This is a genomic window from Dictyobacter alpinus (assembly GCF_003967575.1).
Classification (GTDB): domain Bacteria; phylum Chloroflexota; class Ktedonobacteria; order Ktedonobacterales; family Ktedonobacteraceae; genus Dictyobacter; species Dictyobacter alpinus.
This window is the reverse complement of sequence record NZ_BIFT01000001.1, coordinates 5,315,946-5,332,699: the sequence shown is the minus strand read 5'-3', so window position 1 is coordinate 5,332,699 and position 16,754 is coordinate 5,315,946. Positions and strand designations below refer to the sequence as shown.

Here is a 16,754-nt window from a genome sequence, read left to right as displayed (position 1 = left end):
AAAAGAAAGGCAATATAGGAAATGGCTTTACAGTCTGAAAGGTCGCTTGATCCGACCGATTGGAAGATTTTGCGTGAGCTGCAGCAGGACGCCCGCCTCTCTTATAATGAACTCGGCAGGCGCGTGGGCTTATCATCTCCGGCGGCCGCTGAACGCGTACGCAAGCTGGAGGATGCCGGGATTATTATGAGTTATGGCGCACAGATAGATGTCGCCAAAGTTGGCCTCCCCTTGCTGGTCTTTATCCAATTACGTTGCGCACCCGATAGATGTCTGTTTAAAACCAGTAACGCCGGGAAATTCCCAGAGATCCTGGAGATGCATAAACTCAGTGGTAGCCACTGCGCCCTGCTCAAGGTCGCGCTTTCCTCAATGGAGCATCTAGAAGCCTTTAATGAGAGGCTAAGCGTTCATGGCGAGCAGATCACCAACGTGGCAACCTCCACTCTCTTCAGGCAACAGGTCATCGACTGGGAGGAACCGGGCATCAATCTTCGTCCCTCAATCCAACCCGGCTGGAATGAACGCTAGGCGACGCTTGCGCTGAACGCATGGTTTATCGCTCCGTTGCGGCAGTCGGGTGGTAAGCGCTTTTCTTCAAGAAACATCAATACCACCCATAAACCTTTTATGCATCAGCGAATGCCTACATATAGATATCACAGTCCTTAAGTGCCTCTGTGATCACAGCCGGCATTTCTTCCAGGGGATTATTATAGATCATCAGATGATGCAGGCTCGTGAGCTGGGCGAGTTCAAGCGGCAGGGTCGTCAGGAGATTGTTCATCAGGTTCAGGGTGTGCAATTGCTGCAAGGCGCCGATCTGGGCGGGCAGAACCTGAATGCGGTTGTTGGCGAGGACGAGTTCGTGCAGTTGGACAAGCTGGCCGATCGTGTCTGGTAGCTCGGTAAGCTGGTTGGATGAGAGGATCAGGTCTTCGATGTGGGTCCAGTTGCCGATGCTGGCGGGCAGCCCGGTGAGCCGGTTTTTGTGCAGGCGTAGCAGGCGTAACTCACTCCAGTGGCCGATTTCTGTGGGTAGCTGGCTCAGGCGGTTGTTCTGGGCATAGCATTTCTGCAACTGCTTCCAGCCTCCTACACCAGCAGGCAGGTTTTCAAGCAAGCTATCGTTGATCTGTATCTCCTGTAACTGCTGCCAGCCAGACACGGTTGGCGGCAACTGTCGCAGGTGGGTACGCGAAAGCTGTAGGCGCTGCAACTGCGTCCAGCCGCCAACGGCTGCTGGCAACTCTTCAAGAGGATTATAGGAGAGCGAAAGGATCTGCAGCTGGCTCCAGCCCGCGACTTCAGCCGGCAAGGTGGACAGACGGTTCCAGCGCAGGTCCAGGTCCTGGATGCTCTGCCACTGCTGAACTGTGCCTGGAAGACTGGTAATGTTACAATTCTCAAGGGACAGGTGACGCAGGCGCGACAATTGGCCGAGAGCCGTGGCCCATTCAGGGTCCTGGGACCATTCACCACCCTCGATTTTCAGGCCGCTAAAGGTGAGGATCTGTAATTGGGCCAGTTGCCCGATCTGATCTGGAAAACGACGCAGCGGACAGCCAGACAGATACAAGGAATGCAGGCGGGCCAGTTGTCCCAGGCTGACTGGCAGAGATTCGAGAGGATTAGCATTCAGGTTCAGCTCTTGTAGAGTGGCCAATCCGCCCATCTCTTCTGGCAAGCTGGCCAGACGATTGTTGTCCAGCAGGAGGCGTCGGAGTTGGGATAGCTGGCCGATCTGATCTGGCAGGATGTTGAGCTGGTTCTGACGTAGGTCGAGTTGCTCCAGGGCGCCAAGCTGGCCGATCTCGGCTGGTAGCATGGTCAGGGCGCATTCTTTGAGGGTGAGGAGACGTAGCTGACCGAGCTGACCGATGCCGGCTGGCAGCTGCTCCAGGCGACACTGGCCCACCGACAATTCTTCCAGCTGCGCCAGCTCCCAGAGCGTCTCCGGTAGCTGTGCCCACAGAGAATAACCGAACAGCGCCAGTGTGTGTAGGGCGGGTAATTGACTTAAAGAGGATGGTAGTACCGGCGCACTGGCACAGGCCAGGGACAGCTTCTCAAGCCGCTGTAGCCCACTCAGATCATCTGGCAAGGACACAGTTTCACGGCCCCATACCTGGAGCTCACGTAAATGCTGCAGCTGATTAAGCTCGTCCGGCAAGGAGACGCTATCACCTGTAAGTTGCAAAGAAGTCAGCTGCCGCAATTCATCAAAGCCCGCCACCACCTGCATGCCCCCCGCCTCCCATGCATAACGCCATTCCCGTTCCATTTCCAGCGCGCCACCCTCAATGGATCCGCCCAGTTGCCGCAGTAACGCGACCATAATTTCTTGATCATGCATAGATTCAATCATCCCTCGACCTCTTTCACCGCGAAAAATACATATAAAATATCAATATATAGATGCTTGCTTCATTGGTTAAATTTGATCATAACACCGCATTTTACCACCTGTGCTTAACACCCAATGGACTATAGGTATTTTGGGCATAGTCGATGCGCATCGCCATAGCGATCAGATAAATCCATGACTTTACCGCTTTTATATAGAGGTAGGAGATAATACCATTCAGTATTTTATTGCATCTTAAGCTTTTTTTACGCAAAGGTCGATTTTCTCTTGAGAAATGGAGTGGAGCGCAATGTCCAACGAGCAACCAGGCCCGTCTCCATTTGAGACGCGATGGGCGCAAGCAATGGATCCAGAGACGCTGCCAGCGCTACTGGAAACGCTGAGCAAAGATCAAGCATGCGAGATACGCTGCTGTGTCACGCTGAATTCAAACACACCACTTGACTGCTTACTTCTACTAGCCAGAGAATTTCCTGCTGATTTCCTACATAATCCACTCATCGCGCTCCTTGAGCTGGCACAACCACATTTTTTCCAGTATATCGATGCCGAGACATGGCTACATTTACTCAAACTCAGGTATGTCCCGCAGCATTGGATAGACTGGATTATCAGCTCGTTTGCCGCGCTAGAGCGTGAGGATGGCCGGATTGCGATGTGGAGCACGCATGCATGGGGGCCTGGAAAAATCATGAAGGGATACACAGTATTAGAAGCGGCTCTTTTACATGGAGCGTCCGATGCAGCGACCGCAGATACCTTGCGCTTGCAAGCAGCAGATCTACTGATTCGTGAATGGACCATCGATTGGGTGGATATGCTCTACACGGTACTTGAGATAGCAGACCGCCTACCTCCTGGCTGGCTGACGCAACTTGCCTTGCACCCCGATGAGCGTTTAAGAACCGCAGTGGCGGCCAATCCCAACACGTCTGCCGCTACGCTCCTGTCGCTCTCAAACGATGCCACCACAAGTGTTCTCTATGCGGTTGCCGGCCATCCCAACACTCCTGTGGATGTTATCAGTCGGCTCGCCAGCCACAGTAATCACAGCATACGCGCCCATATCGCCGAGCGTCATGACATTACAGAAAAGATCATCACGCAACTGACGCTTGATCCCGAGAGCTATGTGCGCAGTACCCTGGCGCGCAATCCAGCCACCCCAGAAAAAATCCTGGCGCGCCTGGCTACTGATCCCGAAACACCCGTGAGACTCATGGCGGCCAGGCATCCACAGTGTCCCCAACACCTCTTGCAACAACTGGTCACCGATCCCGAAGAAGCGGTAAGAGTGGCCGTGGCCCAGAATCCCATCACACCTGCTGAGCTCATCCTACACATGGTCACCGATCCATCATTACAGGTACGCTGCATCATAGGACAAAATGCCTGGACGCCCACGGAGACCTTAGCACGCTTGCTTGCGCAGCCTGACACGACTATCCAGCAAGCAAGCGTCTGGCATCCTGCCCTAACCCGCTCTATGGTTTCAGAGGCTCAATCAGCACTGGCAGGTGTTCCTTGCCGCCTCGCCCCATTGGTTTGAACGCTTTATCCTGGCCAGCCATACAGACACCTCAACCACCATCCTTGAGCAGTTAAGCAACGACGGCAATCGAGCTGTTAGCGCTCTCGCCCACTGGCAACTAACACACGAAGAGAGGCCTTTCCCCGGTTGAAATGAGGTAGATGATGACGACCCAGGGCACATATATGTCCTTTTCTCATCATTGCGCCAGCACGACCAACAAATGTGCTACACTATTTTTGTATTCAAATGTTGGGAGAATATGATGATGAAACATTCTACTCGGACCCTTTTTCCGGAGTTGCCGCGACCACTGATTTTTGCGCATCAGGGCGGTGAGTTGCTGGCCCCCACAAATACACTGGCCGCCTGCGCGGTCGCGGATGCCATTGGAGGCGTAGATTTTCTGGATATCGATGTCCACATGTCCCGTGATGGGCAACTGGTGGGTATCCACGATGCGACGGTGGATCGCACCACCAACGGCCAGGGCCGCGTCGATAGCTATACGTTGGCAGAGTTGCAGCAATTGGATGCTGGCTATCATTTTCAGGATCTTCAGGGGGCCTACAGCTATCGTGGCCGGGGCGTGACGATTCCCGCCCTGGATGAGATATTCCAGGCCTATGCCTCAAAATATTATCTACATTTTGAGATCAAGGATGCCTATCCAAAGTCCGGCCCATCCCAGATCGAAGAAAAGCTCTGGACACTGATCCAGCGTTACGGAGCAGAGAAGCGCGTGATCGTGTCATCATTTATCCAGGATGTCGTGACACGTTTCCAGACAGTAAGTGCGGGCCGTGTCGCCACCGGAGCGGGCCGGTCCGAAGTCGCCGCCTTTGTCCTGGCCCACAAAGCCCGCCTGCCCTGGCTCTATCGACGCCGCTCCACCATCCTCGCCATCCCTGACCGCAATAGCGGCGTCAATCTCCAGGATCCCCACCTGATCGACGGCGCCCACCGCCACGGCATGGACCTCTACTACTGGACCATCGATGAGCCCGCGCAGATGCGCCAACTCATCAACATCGGCGCAGACGGTCTCTTCACCAACCGCCCCGACCTGCTCAAAACCGTCCTCCAAGAAATGCACCTGCGCTAATGCGCAACAGGAAGCCTGAGCATACGCAGAGTGGGCATATCAAGCCAGCCGGGCGTACGTCAAGTGGCGCCACACGCAAGGCCGGCATGCGGCTTGATCAACGGCGATATGTGCATAAAAGACCTCGCATGCCTGTGGCGCCTACACGAATCATGTTTCTTCAACCTTGATCGCTCCGGAATGTTTTGGTAGGCGATCAGGGGATGTTGCCTCACACACGTTCCAACATGATTAGGCAACATCCACCGTGATTCGTGTAGGCGCCACAGCACTGCGAGCCGTTCTCGTACGTTCGCCCACACAAACCCAGCAGTGCAGCCTTGCGTGTGGCGCCACTCCACGTACGCAACGTTGGCTAGAGGCGCCCCATATCACGGCGTACGCTCGTCTGGCACCACACGTTGAGCCAACCACGGCTAACGCGCACCAATACAGCTACTTTTGGTCCACGGCGGGCACGATGAAGTCTGGTATCAGGGCGCGAATCTTATTGTGTTGTTCTCGATCGATTTTGGCTTGCTCGGTAGATGCCGTCGCGACAATAAGTAGATCGAGTTGTGGAATGGCGTAGATGTATTTGCCGCCATAGCCAGAGGCGAAGAATGCGTGCATGCCGCGCACCTGCTCGATCCACCAGAGATAGCCATAGTTCGCGTTGACGGGAGGTCCACCCGCGCTCTGCTGGCGCGTGGAGGCCGCGATATACTCCTGTGGAATCACCTGTACGCCATCCCATTGACCCTGGTTGAGATAGAGGAAGCCGAGCTTCGCCATCTCGCGGGCAGTAAAATGTGCCCCAAAGCTCCCAGTATTGGTGTTCTGCAGGGTGACTTTCCAGGGATAGCCATCCTGCTCATCCCATAATGCGTCTCCATGCCAGGTATGGGGACCGGTTCCCTCTTGCTTCCAGGCAAAACGTACGTCTTGATCGCGCCAGATACCAAGCGTCTTGAAGAGCGTCTGCTCCGCGAAGGCCGCCGCCTTCATGCCTGTGACTCGCGTCAAAATGCCCGAGATGATATCAACACTCAGGTTATCATAGAAGAAGCGCTCGCCCGGTTGCTCAACCATCGGTCGCTGTACCGAGGTCAGGACAGGATTACGCCAGAACTCAAAAGGATACTCCTCGCTAAAGCCGGTCTGGAAGCTGAGCAGATGATGCAAGGTGATGGCCTGTTTGCGCGTATCCTGTTCCTGCTTGGCGATCTCTGGAAAGAAGTCCAGCATATGTTGCTCAACGCTACGCAGTTTTCCCTGCGCCAGCGCAACTCCGACCAGGGCCGAGATAAAGCTCTTGGTGGCCGAACTGATCGAGTTGAGGCTATGCCGATGAAAACCTTGATAGTAACGCTCAAAGGCGAGCTGCCCATGGCGCACAATCAAGAGTCCCTGTAATCCGGGCAATTGCTCATCTATGTATGCCTGCATAGGTGTAAGCGATGCTTGCTGCAAGCCAACCGCCTCTGGCTCACATGTTTGCCAATCGGTTGTCGGCCAATAGGTTCGTTGTGGAATCGAGTTTGACATAAATACACATCTCCAATACAGAAAAACTCTTATCGTATTGTAACACTTTATGTAAATTTCCAGTGTCTCGTCGCACAAGGCAGCGTCTCGCACGTTTGTATCCTTGCCCTCCCATGGGGGATACAGCCCGGTTTGTGATATATTCAGTGGGAACACCTTACTCATCGGGCGGCTGTGATAGATTCAACTGAAAGGGGAAAGAATGACGCAGAATAATCGTTTGCGCCAGTTACGCATCGCAAAGAACTGGCGTCAACATGATCTGGCTGAACAGTTGGGCACTTCAGTTCTCACCATTCACCGCTGGGAACGAGGTGTCCAGCACCCCGGCGCCTTTTATCGTGCGAAACTCTGTGCTATTTTTGTGTTAGCGTGCAAGAACTTGGTTTGGGTGAAGATGTATCTTCATCATCACTTGCCCGTCGTGGTCAGCAAGCGACGGGATATCCAGAATCCGTGGCGACAACCTGGTCGCTCTCCTTTGCGCATATCGAGCAAAACAATCCGGCAGCTGCGGATTTGTTGCAGCTCTGCGCTTTTATGGCCCCGGATCATATTCCAGAAGAGTTGTTTACCGATGCTGCTGCCTATTGGCCAATGCCGTTGCGGGAAGCCGTGGCCGATCGTTTGCGCTTCAACCAGATGATTAGCGAATTGCTGAGCTTCTCCCTGGTCAAGCGGCTCTCAGAGGATCGCCTATTGAGTATTCATCGCCTGGTGCAGGTGGTGCAATTGGAACGCATGCCTGAGCAAAAACGGCGCCAATGGTCGGAGAGCCTGGTCGGTGCCGTGGATGCGATATTCCCTCGCAATCCAACAGATCCCGTTGTAGCCTGGCCCCTTTGTCGGCGCTATTTAGAGCAGGCGCAGGCGTGTGATATCCTGATCCAGGAACATGAACTTGTGTTGCCAGAAGCGGCTGCGTTGCTTGACCGTACAGCGACCTACCTGCGAGAACACGCGCTCTACCCGCTCGCTGAACCACTGTATCAGCGGGCGCTCCATATTAATGAGCAGCAAGGGGCGGGTGAGAACGTACAGACAGCTGATATTCTTACCAATCTGGCTGTACTCTATCTAGAGCAAGCAAAGTACAAGGAGGCCGAAGCACTCTATCGGCATGTGCTGCAGATTCGCGAACAGTAGCTGGGGGATGAGCATCCCGATGTAGCGATAACCCTCACAAAATTGGCTATCCTCTATCAGGAACAGGCAAAATATGCCGAGGCCAGATCGCACTTCCAGCGGGCACTACGCATTTGGGATCAACAGGCTGAGCCTGACTATCACCATATGTTGCATACTCTGCTAGTATTGGGGGCTGTAAATTACGAACAAGGACAGTATACACAGGCTGAACAGCTCTACAAACGGGCATGGCATATCCGCGAGCAGCAGTTTGGCGCTGAGCACCCCGACGTGGCGCTTGTATTGTATGCATTGTCGTGGGTGTATGGTCGACAAGGAAGATACGCGGAGGCGGAGGCGCTTTACCAGCGAGCACTGCGCATCTGGGAACAACACCCGAGTACTGACTATAGGATAACCTATGCGTTGACAGGACCGGCACATCTGTATCGCGATCAGGGAATGTATGCAGAGGCTGAGTCGCTCTACCAACGCACTATCGATATGCAGGAACAGCAGTTGGGACCTGACCATCCAGATCTCGTTGCTGCGCTCACAGGATTGGCAACTCTCTATCAGAAAGAGGGAAAGTATGAGGCGGCGGCGGCGCTGTACCAGCGAGCACGCTCCATAATAGAGCAACATTTGGGAATGGAGCATCATGATCTGGCGAACTTGCTCTATTATGTTGCTGACCTGCAACAAGCGCAAGGCCTGATCCGAGAGGCCGCCGACACATTCCAATCCGCGCTTACGCTTCGTGAGAAGGCGCTCGGATACGAACACCCGTTGGCCGCTGAAACTCGCGGTCGCTTGCAGACAGTCCTGACTTTGTTGAAGTAGACAATGCTTATGTAGCAGCATTTTTTGCAGGCATCGATTGGGCTGACAATAGCCTATGAGTATTGAAGTACCCTACATCAAGCTATAAAATGGTAGCGATACGTATCTATTATATATAATCTTTATTCTAAAAAGAAAGGCAGGGGAGTCATGGAGACCGTGAAACACGATGTATCGCGCAGCGGTACGTTGTCTGAGCCAACGGGCGAGCTTCCCCGGCTACGCTGGACCCGTCTTGTGGCGATCAGTATTTTCGCGCTGGCCCTGAATTTTCAGTGGGCGGCCCTGGGTACGATTGTGTTGCCAAGCCAGATCGTGAAGATGGTAGGTGATCTGGACAAGGGGTCGGCCCTGGCTTTTGTGCTGATTCCTGGCGCATTTGTCTCGCTCTTTGCGAATCCACTCTTTGGTTGGCTCAGTGACCGCACGCATGGCCGATTGGCGGTCTGGGGCCGGCGTCGACCATATATATTTCTTGGGACCGTGGGGAGCGTGGCCTCTCTTATCTGGATGGCGACGGCACGCGATGTGCTGTCTCTGGCGATAGCCTATGCGCTGACCCAGTTTGTCAGTAATGCGGCCCAGTCGCCTTTCCATGCCCTTTTGCCCGATATTGTACCACCACAACAGCGCGGCCTGACCTCTGGCGTCATCGGCATCCTGGTCATCATCGGCAATATCGGCGGAGTCCTGCTGGCAGGCCATTTTATCGATGCATCTCTGCCACTGCCCGCATATACACAGGGGCTCTGGCTAACCTATGGTATCATTATCGTGATCCTGGTAATCTTTATGATTATCACCCTGTTCTGGGTGCATGAAATTCCTGGCCCTGTCCAGAGCCAGACACGTGAGCGGCGTCCACTGTCCTACTGGCTACGGCAGCCAGCGACCCGCACGATTGCGTCGGTGCTGGCTACTACAGTGTTGGCCTGGGGCATCATCACGCTATGGAATATCTGGCAGATTGGTGGTATCGACATCGATAGCAACTTCGAGCAGGTCCTGATCGAGGTCATCGTCACCATCGGCATCCTGCGCCTCTTTGATTTTCGGCCACGGCGCGATCCCGATTTCGCCTGGGTGCTGGCGACACGCCTGATCATGATGCTCGGCATCAACATCATCCAATCCTTCCTGCAATATTATATGCGTGACGTCGTCAAAGTCGCGCATCCGGAGCAAGCCACCACCAATTTCCTGATCATCGTCTCGCTGACCAGCATCGTCAGTGCCTTTGGTGCTGGCTGGTTCTCAGACCACTTTGGCCGTAAGCGCATTGTCTATATCGCGGGCGGCCTGATGACGGTTGTCGGCTTAGTCTTCGTGATCACGCATCAACTCCCCCTCCTGATCGCCGCCGGAGCCATCTTCGGGCTGGGATATGGAGCCTATCAAAGCGTCGACTGGGCGCTGGTCGCCGACACCCTGCCCTCCAAAAGCAACTACGCCCGCGACATGGGAGTCTGGAACGTCGCCCTCTCCCTCTCGCAGGTCGTTGCCCCCATCATCGGAGGCCCCCTTCTCGACACCTTTTCCCACGCCGGCCGGCCCGTGTTAGGTTATCAGGTCCTTTTCAGCATCTCAATCATCTTCTGCCTGCTCGGCACCGTCACCGTCCGCTTCATCCGTGGCGTCAAAAATTGAAAGGCTCCCAGCGTAACGGCAGGTCTTGCCCCTGCTACCATTACATGTACGAAATGTAGCTTAAACATGTTTAGTATCAATACGAGCACGGCTCCTGATCGTACATGCTACAAGGGCAGGCGCGAGGGCCAATACCTTTCGGTTAGCCCAGCTCCATGGTGTGGGGTCGTGTACGTCGCGTAGGGGTATGAGCCAGCCGATCGTACGTGGAGTGGGCGCCACACGCAAGGCCGCACTGCTGGGTTTGCGTGGGCCGAGGTGCGAGAACGACTCGCAGTGCTGTGGCGCCTACACCAATCACGGTGGATGCTGCCTGATCATGTTGGAACGTGTGTGAGGCAATATCCCCTGATCGCCCACCAAAACATTCCGGAGCGATCAAGGTTGAAGAAACAAGATTGGTGTAGGCGCCACAGGCATGCGAGATCTTTTCTGCACGCATCGCCGTTGATCAAGCCGCATGCCGGCCTTGCGTGTGGCGCCCACGCGACGTACGTCACGCCGTCTCATACCCCCACGCGACGTACGTCACGCTGGCTTCTACCCCCTCTCGACGTACGTCACGCTGGCATCTCACGTCTTCTCCTCGATGGACGATGCGCTGCTTTTCACACTGTTTTCGTGGCCCCTAACGTGCTAAACCGAAAGGTATTGGGCACAAGGGCATGCCAATTTGACAAGGATCGGGGAAAAATCTATAGTAGAGATTATCTATAGGCTATTTATCATATTGAAGGGCGCGTATTGCATGGATGCTCGGACTATCACAGATCTGGTTGGTAATATTATCGGGGCACTTTTCGTGGCGTGCATAATCGTCGTAACTGTGATGCAGGAGACTGGCTACATATTGATACGTCTGAAGCTCTATCGTTGGGCAACTACCTATTACACTTCACTTATTTGGCTGGTACCGTGGAGCGAGGCGCTGTATATCAATCGGGCCTGGGCCCGGCTCTGTCTGGCCGAATTCGATGAGGCGATTGAGGATTGTGATCAGGCCCTCAAGATTAACCTTGAGGCCGCTATGGCTTATAATAATCGCTCGGCCGCCCAGCTGGGACTTCAGCACTATCCGGAAGCGTTACAAGATGCAAACCAGGCAATCCTCATGGATAATAAGCTTGGGAGCGCCTATTATAATCGCGCCTATGCGCTGGTAAAGCTCGGTAACTATGCGGCGGCCCTGAAAGATTATGACCGGGCCATCGAGCAACGTCCAAGGCTCTATAACCAATACTATATGCGCGGCAACTGCCATCTCTATCTCCAACATTATCTTGAAGCGATGGCTGATTACAATAAAGCCATAGAACTTGATCCCAGCGCGCAAAACGTCTATCATAGTCGCGGTATCCTCTTTATGATTTATGACGACTATCAGCAAGGATTGGCTGATCTGGAGAAAAGTTGCGAGCTCGCGCCATACGAATTATTTCATCCACTGGTCCTGCAATGGTGCCAGCTCTGCCTGCATCCACAGCTGAACAATGAGGTACGCGCACGCTTTGCGGCCCTGGCTCCACTTGTGGATGGCCATAATGCCTGGCACCTGTATCAAGGGATGAGCTTGTGGTTTGAGGGAACTTATGCCGATGCACTCTCGCAGTTTGAGCTCTATATTGCTGCCGACCACAGAGGTAGCGAAACTGGTTACTTCTGGTCTGGTATGGCGCTGGCCGCCCAGGGTCACTACGAAGAGGCCCGGAGAGTCATCGATTATGCCCTCAAGCACAACCTCCCTCGCTTCTTCCTTCAAACGCTTGCGCTCCTACCATCCAAGCACAGCGGATTCGCCGACCGTTATCTGTAATTCGACCTACACGGCCAGCTTCTTTGCTCTACGATAGAGGAATTCAGGCAGGATCCAGGGTTTTGGCCATATGGAGGTCGGTGATGATATAACCGAGCTTTTTGTACATTTCCAGGGCACCACTATTAGCACCGAAGACGTGAAGTGAGATCGATTTAATACTGAGCTCGTGTACCTTTTTTTCCATTTCCTTGAATGCCTGGGAGCCGTAGCCGTGGCGCTGGTGGGCATCCTGAATACGAACGTCATAGACAAATGCATATGGCGTGCGCATCGGCCTCTCTTCGATCGCGAACCAGAGGATACCGACCGCCTGCTGCTGCTCGGCCTCAACGATAGTAAATAAATAGTGTTTTGGCGTCTCTACTCCCTGCGGCAACAACTCGCCATATTGCTGACGCGAGAGCTCTAAGGCCTGCTCCTCCGTCATTATAGTGCTATTAGCTGCGATATCTTGTGCATAATCCCGGATCGCTGGCTCCAGATATGCTTGAAATTCTACTTCAGTCATAGGCCGTAATATAACCATAGCTCTATCTACTCCCTCATTACTGTTATCCACTAACATTACGGCACCTATTATACTACTTATGGCGAATTTGAAGAAAGCGCTAATTCTGCGTATCCTTATATGTGCTTTCCTATTGTATTATTATTATATATTTGCTATCTATGTATTGCAGAAAGAAATAGTGATGCTACGCCGCTACTATCTTGCATCCTTGTTATTGGTATTACTTTATTTGGGGATCGCCACACCAACCTCGGCGGCTTCCCAGGATCAGCCGAAAGACTATCGTGCCAGCGCCTTCAATCAGGATATTGTGGTGCAGAAAGATGGCTCGCTACTGGTCACTGAACAGATCACCATTCGCTTTACCGGCGGTCCATTTACCACCTTCACCCGCGCGTTCACGGATAATCCCGCTGCAATCGATACATTGCAGCAGGTCGGCATGGATCATCAGGATGGTGGGGAGCCGGCTGATACTATTGAGGTCAGCCATACACGCCGGTCGGTGGGCGTGACCTGGACATTTCGGCCGCTCTCAAATGTCAGCCAGAAGTTCTTGTTGAGTTACCGTGTCTCTGGCGCGGTCCAGCAAATGAGTGATAGCGACCTGCTCCAATGGATCGCTGTACCAACCGAGCATCCATACCGTATCGATTCCGCGATCGTCCACATTCACTATCCGGATCAGGCACGCCTCCTGTCGACGCCACAGGAGATGCAGGGCAGGAAGACGCAGATTACGCCGGGGTCCCACGAAACGATCTTTGTGGGCAAGGATCTGGCACCCAATGAATATACGCAATTCCAGCTCTTATTTGCGCCCGGCAGCGTGATCCCCCAGGACCCCTGGCTGCTACAGCAGCGCCACCTGCTGCCCTATTTGATTGTGCCATGTCTACTCGGCGGCATGCTACTCTTCGCCATAGGCTGGTGGCTCCTGGCGCTCCGGGCCCGCAAATATCGGCGTCCATTGCCAGCCGGGTCCCAGCCCTGGACTAGTGTCAAGGCGCCTCCGGACAAGCTTTCACCCGCCATGGCTGGCATCCTCGCGCGCAATATGCCCGATGGCTCCCTCTGGAACCAGTTTTTGGCCACCGTTTTCGATCTCACCAATCGCCATATCCTGACCTTCCAGGAAACAGAACATGCCTATAGCTGGCAAAAAGAGCCGGACAGGCAGTACTGGCTGGAACTACTCTCTCAGCCAGATGATCTCCTGCCACACGAGCAGGCGCTCCTGAAGGTCCTCTTCAAAAGCTCGAAGCAGGCCTCGGAGACCAGGATCAAGGTCCATAATATTCGTGGTCGCTACAATATGCATAAATTGCAATTCGATAACGTGCTCCAGCAGATGATCCAGCAAGAGAACTGGTTTGATCCACAGCGCCGCCAGCAACGCCATTTCTATGCCTATAGCACCGCCACCCTGATAATCCTGGGCGGTATCGGCATCATACTCACCATCATACTCATGGCACGCATCACCCCCTACTACGGCTGTCTCTTCCTGCTCGACGGCCCCATACTGACCCTGGCACTGGTAGCCGGAACCTACTATAGCAAGCATAGCCTGGTCCAGGACAAATACTGGCCGCTCGCCTGGGAGTGGCAACAGTTTTCAGCCTATCTGCGCCAGGTCAGTTCTGCCGGCGCCATACTCACCAACAACCAGGCCGCGCAGATCGACGGCTATCTCCCCTATGCCGCCAGCTTTGGCCTGGCCCAGTCCTGGCTTGCGCATTTCTATGAGCCCACCAAAAATAGCCTCCCCGACTGGTTCTCCACCCAGATCCACGACCCCCAACAACAACACAGCGCCTTCATGAACATGCTCTATAACAGCCAGCTCATCCCCACACCCAAAAAACGTACCACCACAAACCCATACGCCCCATAAAAATGAAATGAGTGGTAGCGGCAGCCCTGGTGGCTGCGAACGTCCCTTTACGAGCGGAGCCAGTAAGCACCATGAGCACACCTACCCACCCGCCTCCCTTGACGGAAACGTTCGCCCACGTACCCCTGCTTCTATGATCTCAAGGGTACGTGGTCGGAGGGTATCATAGGGCGAGACGTGATGGCAGGTGAACTCGTGGTGTGAGCGGCTTTGCTCGTAAAGGGACGTTCGCAGCCACCAGGGCTGCCGCTACCGCTCGTGTTATTCTATTTTGTCTTTTCCTGTGGCAGCTGGCTTCATACATAGGGCATGGAGCCAGCTGCTATCTTGCAACAATGCGAGATATTATGCGTAATGATTAAATAATGTACTTAAAACTATTTTAAATCATGGAGAGAATAACATGGATGTAGTGAATCAAGAGCTGGCTCAGGTCGTCAAAGACACATTACAAGAAATTACTAAGGATGTTGTGCAAGGTACAGCCGCATTGAACCGTCAACCATTTGTAGTCTCGCATCATGTAGAGGTCGCATTAGCAGATGATGTTGCCACGCTAAAGGCTTCCCAAATACAGGAAACTACATTAGCAACGACGGCCCGCGCGTTATTCAACATCTGGAAGGAGCGCCGGCACAATGAGTTCCTGAGCAAAGGTGAAAATGTAGCCATGTTGATTGAAGAGATTATCCGCATGGGACGAGATGGTCATCTGCAATCTGAGGCTACCACAAAAAGCAGCTATACGCACGAACAGCGGGAACAGGTCATCGCCAATGTGCAATTCCTGGCAAACTTTTACGTGGTGGATACATCAACCCTTACCTATCATGATCAAAACCGGACAATAGCCTTCAATGGTCCATATCTCCACGTGAGCGTAGTTAACAAGGTCCCCGCTAACGAGATCGTTGGTTTCTATATCCAGCTAGCTCCGTGGGTTTCTACTTATAGAGCAGCACTTCAGCAAGAGACAAGTAAAATGTGAGATAGCTAATCGTTTCGTGTTGTCTGCTTGTCTAGCGTGGTAAGCCAAGCGAACCATACAGCACGCCGGCTGATCACACCATCCTATATGAAATATGGGAGAGTCTGGCTCTCCCATGTTTCGTTCTGACCTTTATGCTCTGTCGCTAGCTTTGCATGCGTTCAAAGGTTACTGGCAGGTGACGGGGGCCGCGCAGGACGGCGTTGGGGCGGTATGGTGGTGGATCTACCTTCAGGCGCGGCTGCACGAGGCGGTGGAAGAGCGCGGTCAGAGCTATCTGGGCCTCGATACGTGCCAGGGGCGCGCCAACACAGTAGTGGACGGCTCCGCCGAAGCCAAAGTGCTGGTTGTCGGGTCGATCTGGATCAAAGTGATCTGGATTGACGAACTGCTGGGGATCACGATTGCCTGAGCCGAAGATCAGGCGAATACCGGCCCCTTTGGGAATGGTGGTGCCGGCGATCTCGATGTCGGCGAGCGCGTAGCGCTGAGCAAACTGTACCGGCGGCTCGTAGCGCAGGACCTCTTCGACGACGCGGATGATGCGCTCCGGCTGCTCATGTAGACGCGCGAGTTCCTCGGGATTACGTAGCAGGGTCAGGCTGCTATTGGTGATCAGGTTGACGGTCGTCTCATGTCCGGCGATGAGGAGCAGGACCAGCGTTGTGATCAGGTTGGCATCGTCCATACGGCCCTCGGGATCGTTGTTGACCGCCAGGGCTGAGATCAGGTCATCCTCAGGATGCTCACGCCGCTTCTGGACCAGATCAAGCATGTAGGGCGTGATCTCCTGTCTGGCGCGTAGTGCCTCGGCCTCCATATCTTCGCCGGGCTCGGGGTCCAGGCTGTGCGCCAGGATATCGGCCCACTCGTGGAAGCGGCCCTCATCTTCGCGTGGTACACCCAGCATTTCACAGATCACGGTCACGGGCAGGGGATAGGCCAGATCATCAACGACATCCAGTTCCTGGGAGTCGCGCCGGGCATCCAGCAGTTCGTTGACGATCCCGACGATCCGGTTGTGCATCGCGTTGACCCGTTCCGGCGTAAACTGGTGCATTACCAGGGCGCGCAGGTGGTCGTGCTCGGGCGGATCCAGGAACAGAAATGGTGGCGTGGGCGAGACGCCGCGTGCCCCCACGGACACCTCACTCTTGCGCTGATCCTTGCCCGCGCGCGGATCATGCAGGAGCGCGGCGATCTCTGGATAGGTGCTCACAGCATAAAAACCATCGTCCAGACGCGCCACCGGCGTGGCACGTAGGCGCTCATAGAGCGGATAGGGATTGGCCCGATTGGCGGGGTCCATGACCTGCGCGAACAGCTCCGTAGAATTACTTGCTACTTGACTCATATATCAAAACCTTTCGATTGATCGATGCAAAAATCACCG

General features: G+C 54.1%; 14 protein-coding genes and 1 pseudogene. 10 read left to right on the top strand and 5 right to left on the bottom strand.

From position 1 onward, the window contains the following. The first annotated feature begins 21 nt into the window (after positions 1-21). On the top strand, positions 22-531 hold the full coding sequence (locus tag EL633_RS21055) for an Lrp/AsnC family transcriptional regulator (protein WP_126629085.1): 510 nt from the start codon (positions 22-24) through the stop codon (positions 529-531). A 115-nt stretch (positions 532-646) separates the two neighbouring features. Here EL633_RS21055 and EL633_RS21050 read toward each other — a convergent pair whose 3' ends face one another. After that, on the bottom strand, positions 647-2,368 hold the full coding sequence (locus EL633_RS21050) for a leucine-rich repeat domain-containing protein (RefSeq protein ID WP_126629084.1): 1,722 nt from the start codon (positions 2,366-2,368) through the stop codon (positions 647-649). A gap of 289 nt (positions 2,369-2,657) precedes the next feature. Between EL633_RS21050 and EL633_RS21045 the strand changes: the two genes are divergently transcribed. After that, positions 2,658-3,917 (top strand): hypothetical protein, encoded by a 1,260-nt coding sequence (locus EL633_RS21045; protein WP_161982298.1) that lies wholly within the window; start codon positions 2,658-2,660, stop codon positions 3,915-3,917. A gap of 244 nt (positions 3,918-4,161) precedes the next feature. Continuing rightward, a complete protein-coding gene (locus EL633_RS21040; protein ID WP_161982297.1) occupies positions 4,162-5,004 on the top strand; it encodes a glycerophosphodiester phosphodiesterase family protein in 843 nt (280 codons plus the stop codon). A gap of 435 nt (positions 5,005-5,439) precedes the next feature. On the opposite strand, the gene EL633_RS21035 is transcribed toward EL633_RS21040, so the two are convergent. Continuing rightward, the gene (locus EL633_RS21035) at positions 5,440-6,531 is read right to left on the bottom strand and encodes a serine hydrolase domain-containing protein (protein ID WP_161982296.1); all 1,092 of its coding nucleotides are present in this window, start codon (positions 6,529-6,531) and stop codon (positions 5,440-5,442) included. Between the two features lie 202 nt (positions 6,532-6,733). On the opposite strand from EL633_RS21035, the pseudogene EL633_RS38195 reads away from it, so the two are divergent. From EL633_RS38195 to EL633_RS21015, 4 genes and pseudogenes are all read left to right on the top strand, one after another. Beyond that, positions 6,734-6,850 (top strand): annotated as a pseudogene (locus EL633_RS38195) (helix-turn-helix transcriptional regulator); the annotation flags it as partial. Between the two features lie 68 nt (positions 6,851-6,918). After that, entirely contained in the window at positions 6,919-7,677 is a 759-nt protein-coding gene (locus EL633_RS37560) for a DUF7779 domain-containing protein (protein WP_246039180.1), read from the top strand. Further along, positions 7,678-8,502: a tetratricopeptide repeat protein gene (locus EL633_RS21020; protein ID WP_307720622.1), complete on the top strand. Its 825-nt coding sequence runs from the start codon at positions 7,678-7,680 to the stop codon at positions 8,500-8,502. A 150-nt stretch (positions 8,503-8,652) separates the two neighbouring features. Beyond that, positions 8,653-10,149, top strand: a complete 1,497-nt coding sequence (locus tag EL633_RS21015; protein ID WP_126629077.1) for an MFS transporter — start codon at positions 8,653-8,655, stop codon at positions 10,147-10,149. Positions 10,150-10,291: 142 nt separating this feature from the next. Here EL633_RS21015 and EL633_RS21010 read toward each other — a convergent pair whose 3' ends face one another. Continuing rightward, on the bottom strand, positions 10,292-10,591 hold the full coding sequence (locus EL633_RS21010; protein ID WP_126629076.1) for a hypothetical protein: 300 nt from the start codon (positions 10,589-10,591) through the stop codon (positions 10,292-10,294). 306 nt (positions 10,592-10,897) lie between these two features. Here EL633_RS21010 and EL633_RS21005 point away from each other — a divergent pair, with 306 nt between their 5' ends. Next, a complete protein-coding gene (locus EL633_RS21005; RefSeq protein WP_126629075.1) occupies positions 10,898-11,962 on the top strand; it encodes a tetratricopeptide repeat protein in 1,065 nt (354 codons plus the stop codon). A 43-nt stretch (positions 11,963-12,005) separates the two neighbouring features. Here the strand turns inward: EL633_RS21005 and EL633_RS21000 are convergent, their stop codons facing one another. After that, positions 12,006-12,491 (bottom strand): GNAT family N-acetyltransferase, encoded by a 486-nt coding sequence (locus tag EL633_RS21000; RefSeq protein ID WP_161982295.1) that lies wholly within the window; start codon positions 12,489-12,491, stop codon positions 12,006-12,008. A gap of 166 nt (positions 12,492-12,657) precedes the next feature. On the opposite strand from EL633_RS21000, the gene EL633_RS20995 reads away from it, so the two are divergent. After that, positions 12,658-14,373: a DUF2207 family protein gene (locus EL633_RS20995; protein WP_161982294.1), complete on the top strand. Its 1,716-nt coding sequence runs from the start codon at positions 12,658-12,660 to the stop codon at positions 14,371-14,373. 403 nt (positions 14,374-14,776) lie between these two features. Then, the gene (locus EL633_RS20990) at positions 14,777-15,361 is read left to right on the top strand and encodes a hypothetical protein (protein ID WP_126629072.1); all 585 of its coding nucleotides are present in this window, start codon (positions 14,777-14,779) and stop codon (positions 15,359-15,361) included. Positions 15,362-15,506: 145 nt separating this feature from the next. On the opposite strand, the gene EL633_RS20985 is transcribed toward EL633_RS20990, so the two are convergent. Then, positions 15,507-16,715 carry a cytochrome P450 gene (locus EL633_RS20985; protein WP_126629071.1) on the bottom strand — a complete coding sequence of 403 codons (1,209 nt, stop codon included), beginning with the start codon at positions 16,713-16,715 and terminating at the stop codon, positions 15,507-15,509. Positions 16,716-16,754: the final 39 nt, after the last annotated feature.

Excerpts from the sequence above, each read along its gene's own strand:
- EL633_RS21000 (WP_161982295.1), bottom strand. The coding sequence starts at position 12,491 with ATGGTTATATTACGGCCTATGACTGAAGTAGAATTTCAAGCATATCTG.
- EL633_RS21050 (WP_126629084.1), bottom strand. The coding sequence starts at position 2,368 with ATGATTGAATCTATGCATGATCAAGAAATTATGGTCGCGTTACTGCGG.
- EL633_RS21035 (WP_161982296.1), bottom strand. The coding sequence starts at position 6,531 with ATGTCAAACTCGATTCCACAACGAACCTATTGGCCGACAACCGATTGG.
- EL633_RS21055 (WP_126629085.1), top strand. The coding sequence starts at position 22 with ATGGCTTTACAGTCTGAAAGGTCGCTTGATCCGACCGATTGGAAGATT.
- EL633_RS21045 (WP_161982298.1), top strand. The coding sequence starts at position 2,658 with ATGTCCAACGAGCAACCAGGCCCGTCTCCATTTGAGACGCGATGGGCG.
- EL633_RS20990 (WP_126629072.1), top strand. The coding sequence starts at position 14,777 with ATGGATGTAGTGAATCAAGAGCTGGCTCAGGTCGTCAAAGACACATTA.
- EL633_RS21015 (WP_126629077.1), top strand. The coding sequence starts at position 8,653 with ATGGAGACCGTGAAACACGATGTATCGCGCAGCGGTACGTTGTCTGAG.
- EL633_RS21040 (WP_161982297.1), top strand. The coding sequence starts at position 4,162 with ATGATGATGAAACATTCTACTCGGACCCTTTTTCCGGAGTTGCCGCGA.
- EL633_RS20985 (WP_126629071.1), bottom strand. The coding sequence starts at position 16,715 with ATGAGTCAAGTAGCAAGTAATTCTACGGAGCTGTTCGCGCAGGTCATG.
- EL633_RS21010 (WP_126629076.1), bottom strand. The coding sequence starts at position 10,591 with ATGCGTGCAGAAAAGATCTCGCATGCCTGTGGCGCCTACACCAATCTT.
- EL633_RS20995 (WP_161982294.1), top strand. The coding sequence starts at position 12,658 with ATGCTACGCCGCTACTATCTTGCATCCTTGTTATTGGTATTACTTTAT.
- EL633_RS21005 (WP_126629075.1), top strand. The coding sequence starts at position 10,898 with ATGGATGCTCGGACTATCACAGATCTGGTTGGTAATATTATCGGGGCA.